At 70.5% G+C, this 13,657-nt stretch carries 12 protein-coding genes; 11 read left to right on the forward strand and 1 reads right to left on the reverse strand.

What is annotated here, in order from left to right:
* The first annotated feature begins 160 nt into the window (after positions 1-160).
* The 11 genes from OSB71_RS07420 to OSB71_RS07470 all read left to right on the forward strand — a co-directional run bounded on the left by OSB71_RS07420 (position 161) and on the right by OSB71_RS07470 (position 11,703).
* On the forward strand, positions 161-427 hold the full coding sequence (locus OSB71_RS07420) for a thiamine-binding protein (RefSeq protein ID WP_265945540.1): 267 nt from the start codon (positions 161-163) through the stop codon (positions 425-427).
* A complete protein-coding gene (locus tag OSB71_RS07425) occupies positions 424-783 on the forward strand; it encodes a helix-turn-helix domain-containing protein (RefSeq protein ID WP_265945542.1) in 360 nt (119 codons plus the stop codon). Before OSB71_RS07420 ends, OSB71_RS07425 begins: the two co-directional genes overlap by 4 nt.
* Positions 784-1,281: 498 nt before the next feature.
* On the forward strand, positions 1,282-1,788 hold the full coding sequence (uraD, locus tag OSB71_RS07430; RefSeq protein WP_265945544.1) for a 2-oxo-4-hydroxy-4-carboxy-5-ureidoimidazoline decarboxylase: 507 nt from the start codon (positions 1,282-1,284) through the stop codon (positions 1,786-1,788).
* A gap of 5 nt (positions 1,789-1,793) precedes the next feature.
* Positions 1,794-2,183 carry a hydroxyisourate hydrolase gene (gene uraH / locus OSB71_RS07435; protein ID WP_265945546.1) on the forward strand — a complete coding sequence of 130 codons (390 nt, stop codon included), beginning with the start codon at positions 1,794-1,796 and terminating at the stop codon, positions 2,181-2,183.
* Between the two features lie 8 nt (positions 2,184-2,191).
* Positions 2,192-3,124, forward strand: a complete 933-nt coding sequence (gene pucL, locus OSB71_RS07440) for a factor-independent urate hydroxylase (protein ID WP_265945548.1) — start codon at positions 2,192-2,194, stop codon at positions 3,122-3,124.
* 190 nt (positions 3,125-3,314) lie between these two features.
* A complete protein-coding gene (locus OSB71_RS07445; RefSeq protein ID WP_265945550.1) occupies positions 3,315-4,703 on the forward strand; it encodes an 8-oxoguanine deaminase in 1,389 nt (462 codons plus the stop codon).
* Between the two features lie 234 nt (positions 4,704-4,937).
* On the forward strand, positions 4,938-6,377 hold the full coding sequence (locus tag OSB71_RS07450; RefSeq protein ID WP_416237211.1) for a nucleobase:cation symporter-2 family protein: 1,440 nt from the start codon (positions 4,938-4,940) through the stop codon (positions 6,375-6,377).
* A gap of 895 nt (positions 6,378-7,272) precedes the next feature.
* The gene (locus OSB71_RS07455; protein WP_323055254.1) at positions 7,273-8,181 is read left to right on the forward strand and encodes an alpha/beta fold hydrolase; all 909 of its coding nucleotides are present in this window, start codon (positions 7,273-7,275) and stop codon (positions 8,179-8,181) included.
* Positions 8,178-9,857 (forward strand): PHA/PHB synthase family protein, encoded by a 1,680-nt coding sequence (locus OSB71_RS07460; RefSeq protein WP_265945554.1) that lies wholly within the window; start codon positions 8,178-8,180, stop codon positions 9,855-9,857. The genes OSB71_RS07455 and OSB71_RS07460 overlap by 4 nt, the downstream gene beginning before the upstream one ends.
* A gap of 66 nt (positions 9,858-9,923) precedes the next feature.
* Entirely contained in the window at positions 9,924-11,471 is a 1,548-nt protein-coding gene (locus OSB71_RS07465; protein WP_265945556.1) for a GMC family oxidoreductase N-terminal domain-containing protein, read from the forward strand.
* A 37-nt stretch (positions 11,472-11,508) separates the two neighbouring features.
* Positions 11,509-11,703 (forward strand): hypothetical protein, encoded by a 195-nt coding sequence (locus OSB71_RS07470; protein WP_265945558.1) that lies wholly within the window; start codon positions 11,509-11,511, stop codon positions 11,701-11,703.
* Between the two features lie 219 nt (positions 11,704-11,922).
* Here OSB71_RS07470 and aceB read toward each other — a convergent pair whose 3' ends face one another.
* Positions 11,923-13,545, reverse strand: coding sequence for a malate synthase A (gene aceB, locus OSB71_RS07475; protein WP_265945560.1), 1,623 nt, complete (start codon positions 13,543-13,545; stop codon positions 11,923-11,925).
* Positions 13,546-13,657: the final 112 nt, after the last annotated feature.

Genomic DNA, 13,657 nt, shown 5'->3' on the forward strand with positions numbered 1-13,657 from the left:
CCCGCTCCTTCCGTATTGCGGAAGTTAGTTTCTATCTGATGGAAGACTGCCGCTTGGCTCAACACATTGTCAAGGGGGGAGTCCCGATCGGGTCGCGCGAGTCCGGGACGGGCGGCCCCGAGGGGGTGGGGGCGGGGGCGGCGCGGGGTACGTTGAGCCCGTGCGATTGAAAGTGGAGTTCACGACCGAGCCGTTCGACCTGGACGAAGCCCCGCCGCACGCGGTGGTGGCGCGCGAGATCGTGCAGCGCGGGGGCCTGGACGCCGTCGACGTGGGGCCCTTCGGCAACACGGCCGAGGGGGCGGCGGACGAGGTGCTCGCCGTGGTGGACGAGATGCTACGCCGGACCCTGACCGCCGGGGCGACGCGCGTGTCCCTGCAGGTCAACGTGGTCGGTTCCGACGACCAGGGGCCCGGTGACGCATGAGTAGCGTGGGTGAACACCCGTTCACCTCGGCGGTCAAGCCGCTGGTGGACGCGATGGGTGGCGAGATCGTCGCCGTGGAGCGGGCGGGCGAGGGCGACGTGGTGCTCGCCTGGGAGGGCGAGGACGTCCTCGCCGTCCGGCTGCCCCACCTCTCGGAGTCCCTGGACCACATCCTGGCCGGCCTGGAGCGGACCGAGGGCCGCCCGCTGAGCGAGCTGGACCGCAAGTCGAAGCAGCGCGTGGTGCGCCTGCTGGAGTCGCGGGGCGCGTTCTCCGTCCGGCACGGCGTCGAGACGGTCGCCACCGCGCTCGGCGTCAGCCGCTTCACGGTCTACAACTACCTCAACCGCCAGTAGCTCCCCGGCGCCCCGGCCGCCGCCACCCGCACCCGGAGCGCCGGCGGCCGGGTCGTGCCGTGCTCCCGCGCCGGTTCGGAGCCCTTTCCCGGGTGCGCGCTGGCCTCTGCCGCCCGGCCCCGCGTGCCACGGGTCGTCGTCCCGGCCCGGAGGAGCCTGGCGGGGTCACGGCGCCCGGCTCCGTCGGGCCGTCGCGGCGGGGGTGCTCGCCGTGCTCTCCGGCCGGGCGGCGGCGACCCCGCACGCTCTTCTCCGCTCTGCCGCGCAGCGCCGGCGCGGGCGGGCGCGGGCCCGGGGGCGGCCCCTCGGGCGGGGCGGAACCAGGGCGCGCCCCAGGCGCGGCGACGCCCGCGCCTGGGGCGGCGGGTCGGGTGCTGGGCCGCCCCGGGGCCGCCCCGCGCCCCCGCCGCAACAATGTTCAACAAAGTGTTGACGGGGCGTTCCCCGGGGGCTTAGCTATTGCGCAGCACAGCCCGCACCACGGCCAGAGAGGCTCCCGTGACTTCGAGTACGGCACCGGGGCTGACCCGGTTCAACACCGCTGACGAGGGCGAGGCCCGCGCCGCGCTCCACGAGGTCTGCGCCTCGTCGACGTGGGTGAGCAAGCTGCTGGCCCAGCGTCCGTACGCCGACGCCGCGGCCCTGTTCACCGCGAGCGACGCCGCGATGGCCGAGCTGAGCGACGCCGATCTCGCCGAGGCGATGGCCGGACACCCGCCCATCGGCCGCCCCAAGCCGGGGGACCCGGCCTCCTCGCGCGAGCAGCGGGGGATGGCCGGTGCCTCCGCGGAGCTCCAGGCCGAGATGCTCGAACTCAACCTGGCCTACCAGGAGGCGTTCGGGCACGTCTTCCTCATCTGCGCCACCGGCCTGACCGGCGAGCAGATGCGCGACGCGATCCGCGCCCGGATGCGGAACACGCCGGAGCGGGAGCGGGAGAACGTCCGCACCGAACTGGTGAAGATCAACCGCATCCGGCTGACCCGCCTCGCCCAAGGAGCCTGAACCAGATGAGCACCCCGACGACCGCCTCGGTGTCCACCCACATCCTGGACACCAGCATCGGACGCCCGGCGGGCGGCGTGGCCGTCCGGCTGTCGGCCCGCGCCGGGAGCGCCGGCGCGTGGACCGCGCACGGCGCCTCGCGGACCGACGGCGACGGGCGCTGCAAGGACCTTCCGGCGCTGCCGGAGGGCACCACCCACGTGCGGCTGGACTTCGAGGTCGAGCCGTACTTCTCCACCCAGCAAGCCGAGGAACAGCAGGACGCCCCCCGCGCAAGGGACAGCGGTGTCTTCTTCCCCGAGGTGGCGATCGTCTTCGCCGTCAACCCGGGCGAGCACTACCACGTACCGCTGCTGCTCAACCCGTTCGGCTACTCCGTGTACCGAGGGAGCTGACACCTGACATGCCCACGATTCTCGGCCAGAACCAGTACGGCAAAGCGGAGAACCGCGTCGTCAAGATCACCCGCGAGGGCGACACCCACCACATCAAGGACCTGAACGTCTCGGTCGCCCTCTCGGGCGACATGGACGAGGTCCACTACTCCGGCTCCAACGCCCACGTGCTGCCCACGGACACCACCAAGAACACGGTGTTCGCCTTCGCCAAGGGGCACGGGATCGAGTCCGCCGAGCAGTTCGGCATCCACCTGGCCCGGCACTTCGTCGAGTCCCAGGAGCCGATCAAGCGGGCGCGCATCCGCGTCGAGGAGTACGCCTGGGACCGGATCGCCACCTCCGACTCCGGCGGCCGCTTCATCGGCGCCGACGAGGTGCGGCACTCCTTCGTCCGCAACGGCCAGGAGACGCGCACCGCGCAGGTCACCTACGACGGCGAGAGCTTCCAGGTCTTCTCCGGCCTGAAGGACCTCACCGTCATGAACTCCACCAACTCGGAGTTCTGGGGGTACGTCAAGGACCGGTACACCACCTTGAAGGAGGCCTACGACCGCATCCTGGCGACCGAGGTCACCGGCTGGTGGCGGCACAACTGGACGAGCGACGAGCAGCGCATGCCCCAGTGGGAGCGCAGCTACGCCCGCACCAAGCAGCACCTGCTGGACGCGTTCGTGGAGACGTACTCCCTCTCGCTCCAGCAGACGCTCTACCAGATGGGCGCGCGGGTCATCAACAGCCGCAGCGAGATAGACGAGATCCGCTTCTCGCTGCCGAACAAGCACCACTTCCTGGTGGACCTCGAACCGTTCGGGCTGACCAACGACAGCGCCGACGGGGCGGTGTACTTCGCGGCCGACCGCCCCTACGGGCTCATCGAGGCCACCATCCTGCGGGACGGCTGCGAGCCGCAGATCCCGGTCGACATGACGAACCTGTAGGACCGCGGCACACCCGGCGGGCGGCCCGTCCACCCGGACGAGCCGCCCACCGGACCCCTGACGCGCGCGCCGGCGTCACGCATCTCCGGGGGTGAGCGGGGGCATCTGCGCAGCACACACCGGGCCCGGTCGGCACCCCGCCCGACCTCAAGGGCCCGCAACCGACGGTTGGGAAGCACGAGGTAATCCCATGGCTGCTACAGCACCTGAGCGCATCGTCGTCGAGAACTGCGCCATCGCCACCGTGGACGCGGACGACACCGAGTACGCCGCCGGACACGTCGTCGTCGCGGACAACGTGATCGAGGCGGTCGGCGCGGGCGCGGCCCCCCGGGGCCTGGAGAACGTCGTCCGGCGGATCGACGGCACCGGCCACCTGGCCACCCCCGGCCTGGTCAACACCCACCACCACTTCTACCAGTGGATCACCCGCGGTCTCGCCCAGGACTGCAACCTGTTCGACTGGCTCGTCACGCTCTACCCGGTCTGGGCGCGCATCGACGAGGAGATGGTCCACGCGGCGGCCCAGGGCTCGCTGGGCATGATGGCCCGCGGCGGTGTCACCACCGCCATGGACCACCACTACGTCTTCCCGCGCGGCGCCGGTGACCTGCTGGGCGCCGAGATCCGCGCGGCCCGCGAGATGGGCGTGCGCTTCACCGCCGCGCGCGGCTCGATGGACCGCGGCGAGTCGGACGGCGGCCTGCCGCCGGACTTCGCCGTCGAGAGCCTGGACGTCGCGCTCGCGGAGACCGAGGCGGCCATCGACCGGTACCACGACGCCTCCTTCGGCTCCATGCTGCACATCGCCGCCGCGCCGTGCTCGCCCTTCTCCGTCTCCACCGACCTGCTGCGCGAGGCGGCCGTGCTGGCCCGGCGCAAGGGCGTGCGGCTGCACACGCACGGTTCGGAGACCGTGGAGGAGGAGAAGTTCTGCCACGAGCGGTTCGGCATGGGGCCCACCGACTACTTCGAGTCCACCGGCTGTCTGGGCGAGGACGTGTGGATGGCGCACTGCGTCCACATGAACGACGCCGACATCACCGCGTTCGCCCGCACCGGCACGGGCGTGGCCCACTGCCCGTCGTCCAACGCCCGGCTGGCCGCCGGCATCGCCCGGGTGCCCGACATGCTCGCCGCGGGCGTCCCCGTCGGGCTGGGCGTGGACGGCACCGCATCCAACGAGTCCGGCGAGCTGCACACCGAACTGCGCAACGCCCTGCTCATCAACCGGCTCGGCGGTCACCGGGAGCACGCGCTCAACGCCCGGCAGGCCCTGCGCCTGGGCACCTTCGGCGGCGCCCAGGTCCTCGGCCGCGCGGCCGAGATCGGCTCCCTGGAGGCCGGCAAGCTGGCCGACCTGGTGCTGTGGAAGCTCGACGGCATCGGCCACGCCTCCATCGCCGACCCGGTCGCCGCGCTGGTCTTCGGCGCGGCCGCGCCCGTGACGCTGTCCCTGGTCAACGGCCGGCCCGTCGTCGAGGCGGGCCGCCTCACCACGGTGGACGAGGACGCCGTCGCGCGCGACACCCGGGAGCAGGCCCAGCGCCTCGCCCGGATCGCGGCCGACGCGTCCTGACGGTCCGCCCCACCAAGACTCCGGCCGGGAGGGACGGCTCCCGGTCGGTGGTTCAGGGCCCGAGCGGGGCCCTGAACGAACGGCCGGGGCGGGGGCGCGCCCTACGGTACGCGCCCCCGCCCCGGTACCCCCTCCGCCTCCGCTCCGCTCCCCCCACTCCAGGCACCACACCGCACAACCTCCCTGAAACCCTCGCCGCGTCCCCGGCGGCGCAGTAACCGACAGGAGGACCGAGTGTCCGCTAGGCCCGGAACCGGGAACACCAGCAGCACCGGCACCGACAGCGCGCGAGCAGAGGCGTCACGGCACCCCGTGGACGAAGTCCTGCCCCCACTGAAAATGATCACCAGCGGGCTCCAGCACGTGGCCGCCATGTACGCCGGGGTGGTCGCCGTCCCCCTGGTCATCGGCGCCGCGGCCCAGCTCGGCCCGGCCGACACGACGCTGCTGATGGCCGCGAGCCTGTTCACCGCGGGCATAGCCACCCTGCTCCAGACCCTCGGCGTCTGGCGGATCGGCGCCCGCCTGCCCTTCGTCAACGGCGTCTCCTTCGGCGGCGTCGCGGCCATGACCGCCATCATCGCGGCCGAGGGCGGCCGCTCGGGCCTGCCCGTCATCTTCGGCGCCGTCATCGTCGCCGGGCTCCTGGCCTTCGCCCTCAGTAGCTGGTTCTGCAAGCTCGTCCGCTTCTTCCCGCCCGTCGTCACCGGCAGCGTCATCACCCTCATCGGGCTCTCGCTGCTGCCCGTCGCGTTCGGCTGGATCGTCGACGGGGCCGGGGAGGGGGGTGCGGCGCCGATGGGGAACATCGGCCTCGCCGCGGTCGCCCTCGTCATCACCCTGGCCGTCCGCCGCTACGCCCGCGGCTTCCTGCAGTCGGTCGCCATCCTCGTCGGCCTGGTCGCGGGCACGGTCATCGCGGTCCCGCTGGGCATGGCCGACTTCTCCGGGCTGGGGGAGGCCGGGCTCCTCGGCTTCCCCACCCCCTTCCACTTCGGGCCGCCGCAGTTCTCCATCCCGGCGATCCTCTCCATGTGCATCGTGATGCTGGTGATCATGACCGAGTCGACGGCCGACATGATCGCGCTGGGCCGGATCGTGGACAAGCCGGTGGACGAGCGGACCATCGCCGCCGGCCTGCGCGCCGACGCCCTGGGCAGCGCCGTCGCGCCCGTCTTCAACGGCTTCGCGGCCAGCGCCTTCGCGCAGAACGTCGGCCTGGTGGCGATGTCGAAGGTGCGCAGCCGCTTCGTCGTCGCGGTCGGCGGGGCCATCCTCATCGTGCTGGGCCTGTGCCCGCTGGCCGCCGCGCTCGTCTCGGCCGTGCCCCTGCCGGTGCTCGGCGGCGTCGGAGTCGTCCTCTTCGGCACCATCGCGGTGAGCGGCATCCAGACGCTGGTCCAGGCCGGGTTGGACCAGGGGGAGAACGCCCTCATCGTCGCGGTCACCCTCGGCGTCGGGCTGGCCCCGGAGATGGCCCACGGCTTCTACGAGCGCTTCCCGGACAGCGCCACGATCATCCTGGACTCCGGCATCAGCACCGGCTGCATCCTGGCGGTCCTGCTCAACCTGCTCTTCAACCACCTGCGGGCACGCAAAGGGGACCCGCGGGCCCCGCTGGGTGCCCCCACGGAACCGAAGGTCACCCCGCAGGCGGCCGCCCACCTGCACTGACCCCGCGCGTCCGGCGTCCTCCGCGAGCCCCGTCCCGTGCCGTTCCCCACGCCCGGGCCGGGGCCGCGGCGTTCCGGGGCACTCGCCGCGGCTTCGGCCCGGGCGTGGGCGTCGCCGAGACGTGGCCCGGACGGGTACGGGCTGAGCGGCGCAGTACCGGTTGCGCACCGGCGGCGCGAACGGCGCGCGACGACGACCGTTCGCGTGCCGCGTACGCACCCGGGCGTAGCGCCCTCACGGCCCGTGCCCGACTGTCCGCGGCGGCACGACCCGCTCCTGTGCCCGAGCGGGTGCCCGCCGCGTGGGCTCAGGTCCTCCGCCCTTCGTTGGCCGGTCCCGCCGGTAGCGCGGGGAACGAGCGGGGGCCTGCGGTTCCGGAGGCGGGCGCAGAAGCCAGCGGAAGCTCCCCGAGAGGCGTGCGGGTCGTTGCCCTCTCCGCCCCGAGGTCTCTCCACGTCGCACACCGCCCTCCGCCCGACCACCCGTCCGCCGGGCGGGGCCGTGGCAAGCCCGCCCACCGGCCGAGGGCGACGTGTTCGCGCCATGTGGGCTGTTCGGCTGGGCTGGTCGCCGGACGGCCTGCGGCTTGTTCGCACCCCTCGTGTGGCAGGAGCGTACGGCGCACCGCCGCACACGCGCGTGATCGGCGGCGACGTGAGGGCGCTCTCTTCTCACGACCGCGGCTTTCACAGTTGGACGTGGTGCGTGTGTGGTCGAGGTTCATCATGTGTAGCCGGAAGTTCCATGCTGCTGGGCTGAGAAGCAGGAGAATGGGGCTCGGGGATATGCCACATGAAATTGAGGGGTAAGACTTCCGGACAGTCCGAAACTACGGCTCCCGCGTGCATTACTGGACAGTACGGTGATGTGCGTGGTCAGAAATTGAGGAGGACCGGTGGTTTCAGAGATAACAACGGAGCGGCGTGTCACGGTCCAGGGTGTTTCCACCATGTACTACGAGGCGGGACAAGGGCCGGCGGTCGTGCTCTTACACGGAAACGCCACCAGTCCACGCGACTGGTGGCGGATTATGGAGGACCTGAGGGGCACTCAACGGGTTATCGCCCCGGCTTTGCCGGGTTTCGGCTACACCAGCCCGCTGGACAGCCTCGAGCCCGAACGTCTCGCCTCGTTCATCGCTGCCTTCCTGGACGAGGTGAAGGTGGACAAGGCGGTACTGGTGGGCCACTCGACAGGCGGGGCGCTGGCACTCGCCTTCACGCTTGCGCACCCCGACCGGGTCACGCGCTTGGCGTTGGCGGATTCAGCCGGTCTGGGCCGGTCGGTGAACCCCCTGCTGATAGCCGAGGCGCTTGTTCCGTTGCCCCTGGCGAAGGCTGCGATCGCAGTGCTGCTGCTGCCCGGGTTCGATGTGGGCAGGGTGGCTGCCGGCGCGGTGCAACTACGTCAGCCCTGGAGGGTTCCGTGGTATGTGTGGGCCACGCAGATCCGGCTCTCCCATTCGCCGACGTTTCTCCTCCAGTCGTTCAGGACAGTGCGTGAAGGAGTCGGCCTGCTGGGCCAGCGCCACGTGTACAAGGACCGGCTGCGCGAGATCCGTGTGCCGACTCTCGTCATCTGGGGGCTCACCGACCTCCTGTTTCCCGTGCGCCATGCCGTTTCGTCGGCGCGTAGGCTGCCGAGCGGAAGCCTGGCGATCATCCCTACCACCGGACACGGCTCCTACCTGGAGTGCCACGAGGAGTTCATCGACGCTCTGGGGCCGTTCGTCCGTGACGATCTGCGGGAGGTGCGTGCGAAGGACTCTGGTGACGCGAAGGGCGCGAAAGGTAGCCACGGATGAGGGGCGCGGAGGAGCCCGGGAAGGGCGCGCACGCCAAAGACGGCCCGAGAAGGCCGGAGCAGTGGAGCTTGCTGCTGCGGGCACTGTATGAGAGCGTCCGGGCGGAGCAACGGTACGCGACGGAACTAGCGAAGACGGCTTGGGCCACGTGGAACGAGGGTCCGTCTCACACTGCGGCGAACCCGGTGCAGCCGGCTCCCAAGGACTGGCGCTTCACACACCCGGTCTGGTCAGCCAATCCGTACTTCCATCTGCTCCAGCAGAACCATTTGTTGGCGCAGAGGTGCGTGTCGGAGATCGTGGAAGCCCTCCCGTTGGGGGCCCGCGAGCGCGGTGTGGCGCAGGGGGTCGCTCAGTTCGTGGCCGATGCCCTGGCCCCCACCAACTTCCCGGCAGGAAACCCCGCGGCCCTGCGGACAGCGCTGGATACCGGCGGCCGGAGTCTGTTGGCTGGCGCACGGAACTTCCTCTCCGATATCACAGCGGTACGCAGACTGCCGCCGCTCACGGATCTGGGGAAGTTCGTGAAGGGCCGGGACGTGGCCGCGACGGAGGGTTCCGTCGTCTACCGGAACCGCATCATGGAGGTCATCCAGTACAAGGCGAAGACAGGAAGCGTGTTCTCCACGCCGATCCTGGTCAGTCCGCCGTGGGTCAACCGCTACTACATTGCGGATATCGCGCCTGGGCAGAGCATCGTCGAGTCGCTTCTCGACAGAGGGCACACCATCTTCACGATGAGCTACCGGAATCCGGACGCCTCGCTGCGCGATGTCGGTTTCGACACGTACATGCGGGAGGCTCTGATACCCGCGCTCGATGTCATCGAGGACGTGACGGGGGCCGGGTCCGTCAACCTCGTCGGCGCCTGCGTCGGGGGCGTGCTGGCTCTCATGATGGCGGCGTGGGAGGCGGATGAGAAGAGGAAACGGATCTCGACCGTCACCCTGATAAATTCGCTGATCGATTTTTCTGACTTCACGGAAACCCTGGATGCCGGGTACAGAAGGGAGTTGGTGGAATCTCTCTTCCTGGTGGCGGACAGGCTGATGGAAGCGAAGGGTTATGTCGAGGGTAAGAACATCGACAACTTCTTCCGGTTTCTGCGCCCCAACGAACTGGTGTGGCCCCAGGTCGTCACGAGCTGGCTGTTGGGGCGAGAGTCTCCCGAACACGCCGTACTTGCCTGGAGTAGCGACTCCATCAATGTCGCCTACCGTGCCCAGCGGTACCTGCTCCGTGACCTTGTGATGAGGAACGCGCTCGCCCGGGGGGAGGCGGTCTTCGAAGGGAAGAGGCTGCGACTGGACCGCGTACGTCAGGACGTCTTCATCAGCGCCGCACGTGAGGACCATATCATTCCATGGAAATCTGCCTACCGTACCGCTGCGCTGCTGCCTGGAGACGTGCGATTCCACCTCGTTTCGGGTGGTCATATTCTGGGGAGCGCAACGCCCCCCAGGCCGAGGACCGCGAGATACTGGACGGCTGATCACCGGATGCGTCCAGACCCGGTCGGCTGGTTCGCCGACGCCGTCGAACACCGCTCCTCATGGTGGTCAGCCTGGGGGGAATGGCTGGATCAGCGCGCCGGAGCGCGCCGCAGTCCGCCGCGGACGGGCAGCTCCCGGTATCCGGAACTGGAGAAGGCGCCCGGAAGCTACGTGCACACGTGACACTGAGACGCACCTCGATCCGTGCGCCTTCAGGGCAAGGCAGTCGATGTGTTCTAGGGGAATGCGATGGCGGATAAGGCAAGCCGAGCGGAGAATGCGGCGAGCGGGCGACGCACCGTGCGGCCGCCCGGGGAGGAGAGCCGTGCGGTAGTGATCGTGGGGGCCGGACTGGCGGGCAGTATCGCCGCCTACCGGTTGGCGCAAGCCGGGATCGAGAGCACGGTCCTGGAGCGGGGGCAGCGCTGGCCGATCACCGGATCAGGCGACACCTTCCCGCGCTTCCCCTCCTGTGACAAGCGGCTGATCTGGCGTGACGGAACAGTGGGAGACGGCGTTCTGCCTCGCGTGCCGTGGCTGCCGGACAAGGCACGGGAAGCACTGTGGCCACGGTCCACGGGGTTGTTGGACATAGCGTGGCATGGGAACCTCACCACCGTGTGCGGAGCCGGGGTCGGTGGCGGAACGCTGGTGTACGGAGGAATGCTACCCCAGCCGGACGCTGAGCAGTTCGGTGAGGTGTTCCCGGATGTTCCGTATGAGGAGATGCGCGAGGACTACTATCCTCGTGCGCGCAGGAGATTGCGTGCACAAGTATTCCCGGACGATGTCCTGAAAAGTCGGCGGTATCGTTCGAACCGGCTGTGGAAGACTCTCCTGGAGAGATCTGGAATGGCGCCTGAAAGGGTGTACTCCACTTTTGACTTCGACGTCATACGGGCCGAGCTCAGTGGGGAGGCGAAGCCGTCAGCGACGGTGGGCCAGTATCTCTTCACGGGCTGCAACAGTGGCGCCAAGATGAGCGTCGACCGTACCTACCTCGCACGGGCCGAGGCAACGGGGAAAACCTCCGTACGTCCCCTGCACAACGTGACCCGTATAGCGCACCGTTCGGGCAGGTACCGCGTCACCGTGGAGCGGCTCGACCGGAACGGAACCGTAGCGGGCGTGAGCACCGTCGTCTGTGACCGCCTCATTCTGGCGGCCGGCGGCGTCCACACGCCGCGCTTGCTGGTCACCGCACGGGACACGGGGGCGTTACCCGATCTCAACGAGCATGTCGGGGCGGGGTGGGGAACCAACGGTGATCAGGCACCTCTGATCAAGACGTTCACCACGCCTACGGGCGCCCCGCAAGGCGGCCCTCCCGCCTTCCTTGCCCGGAGCAGGGGCGGTTCCGTCATGGTGTCGCACGGCGGCTATCCGCTGCCCTTCGAAACCGGACTGATGCAGTGTACGGGGCTTGGCGTTCCCGACGGATACGGACAGTGGACCTACGACGCGGCCAGGGAGCGGGCGGTGCTGGACTGGCCGTCGCAAGGCGACAGGTCCGTGCGACGCAAGGTCGCGAGCGTGATGCACGAGATCACTGACCAGTTCCGGCACGGGGCCATCGTCTTCGACCCGTTCAAGAGGAACCCCCTGGTGCTTCATCCGCTGGGCGGTGTGGCCGTCGGCAGGGCGACGGACTCCTACGGGCGACTCCACGGGTATCGGGGACTGTACTGCCTGGACTCCGCGTTGATGCCCGGGTCCACGGCAGCGGTGAACCCGGCGCTGACCATTGCGGCGATGGCCGAACGCTGCCTGGACCACATCATCGCGGACTTCGGCTGACGACGGAGCGCGGCCGGGGCCGCGGAAGAGGAGCGAAATGCTGTTCGGCGAAGACACCGACGGAACAGGGGAGCGTGAGCTCCAGGGGCACGTGGAACCCGAACTGTGGCGAGAGTTGCTGCGGCGGCACGAAGAGCTCCTGGAGAGCCTTGTGCTGTGGGTGCCGGACGTGGCGAGCGCCGTCACCGGCCAGCACGGCGTCGACGCCCGCTCGGGACCCCCCGCGCGGTGAGGACCGGGCCCCTTCGGAACCGGCCAACAGGGGTGCGAAAGCGGCGTCAAGGGTCGTCTTCTGTGGTGTCCGGCGGCGGAGGGGCGGCGGCGCCGGCCTCGAAGGCACCGGAACCGGGCCCCGTCTCCCCGTCGGGCTGCGGGCGCACGACTGCCTGCGCGTCGCGGGGACGTCCGCGACGGGACGCCCCCGCGACCGGGTGGCCGGGCGCGGCGCGGCTCAGGGCAGCAGCTCGTAGGCCGGGAGAGTGAGGAACTCCGCGTAGTCGGCGTCGAGCGAGACGCGCAGCAGCAGGTCGTGCGCCTGCTGCCACTGCCCGGCGGCGAACGCCTGCTCACCCAGCTCGGCGCGCAGGGCCGCCAGCTCGGCCGCCGCGATCTCGCGCACCAGCTCGGGCGTGGCCCGGCGCCCGCCTTCGAAGACGACCCCGGCGTCGACCCACTGCCAGATCTGCGAGCGGGAGATCTCCGCCGTCGCGGCGTCCTCCATCAGCCCGAAGATGGCCACGGCGCCCAGGCCGCGCAGCCACGCCTCGATGTAGCGCATGCCGACCCGCACGGCGTCCACCAGTCCCTGGTAGGTCGGGCGGGCGTCGAGCGAGTCGACGGCGATGAGGTCGGCGGCGGCCACCCGGACGTCCTCGCGCAGCCGGTCCTTCTGGTGCGGCCGCTCGCCGAGCACCGCGTCGAAGGAGGCGCGCGCCACCGGCACCAGGTCGGGGTGGGCGACCCAGGAGCCGTCGAAGCCGTCGGCGGCCTCCCGGTCCTTGTCCGCCCTGACCTTCGCCAGCGCCTGCTCGTTGGCCTCCGGGTCGCGGCGGTTGGGGATGAACGCGGCCATGCCGCCGATGGCGTGCGCGCCGCGCTTGTGGCAGGTGCGCACCAGCAGTTCGGTGTAGGCGCGCATGAACGGCGCCGTCATCGTGACCGCGTTGCGGTCCGGCAGCACGAACCGCTCACCGCCGTCGCGGAAGTTCTTGACGATGGAGAACAGGTAGTCCCAGCGGCCCGCGTTGAGCCCGGAGGCGTGTTCGCGCAGCTCGTAGAGGATCTCCTCCATCTCGTAGGCGGCCGTGATGGTCTCGATGAGCACGGTCGCGCGCACGGTGCCGCGCGGGATGCCGAGGTAGTCCTGGGCGAAGACGAAGACGTCGTTCCACAGCCGCGCCTCCAGGTGCGACTCCGTCTTGGGCAGGTAGAAGTACGGCCCCTTGCCCGCGTCCAGCAGCCGCCGGGCGTTGTGGAAGAAGTAGAGCCCGAAGTCCACCAGGGCGCCGGGGACGGCCCGGTCGCCCGCCCGCAGGTGGCGTTCCTGGAGGTGCCAGCCGCGCGGCCGCATGACGACCGTCGCCAGCTCCGCGTCGGGGCGCAGGGCGTAGGACTTGCCGCGCGCGTCGGTGAAGTCGATGCGCCGCTGGTAGGCGGCGCTCAGGTTGGCCTGGCCGTCGATGACGTTCTCCCAGGTGGGAGCGGAGGCGTCCTCGAAGTCGGCGAGCCAGACGCGGGCACCGGAGTTGAGCGCGTTGATGGTCATCTTCCGGTCGGTCGGACCGGTGATCTCGACCCTGCGGTCCTCCAGGGCGGGCGGCGCGGGGGCCACCTGCCAGTCGCCGTCGCGGATGTGCGCGGTCTCGGGGAGGAAGTCCAGGGTGCTGGTGCGGGCGATCCGCGCGCGGCGCTCGGCGCGGCGCGCCAGGAGCTCGTCGCGGCGGGGCGTGAACCGCTCGTGGAGCGCGGCGACGAACTCCAGCGCCGCCGGGGTCAGCACCTCGTCCTGCCGGGCGGGCGCCCGGCCGGGGTCGACATCGACGATGGCCAGCGGTGACGGCGCTGGTGCGGACATGGGCTGTCACTCCTCTTGGGTTCCGGGCCGGCCCCGGCCACGCCCCCCGGACGGTGAGGGCCGGTGCGCCGGGCCACCCGGACTTCCGTGCTCGTGGTACGCGCATGCGACA

It is taken from the genome of Streptomyces marinisediminis (assembly GCF_026262575.1).
In the GTDB taxonomy this organism is placed as follows: Bacteria; Actinomycetota; Actinomycetes; order Streptomycetales; family Streptomycetaceae; genus Streptomyces; species Streptomyces marinisediminis.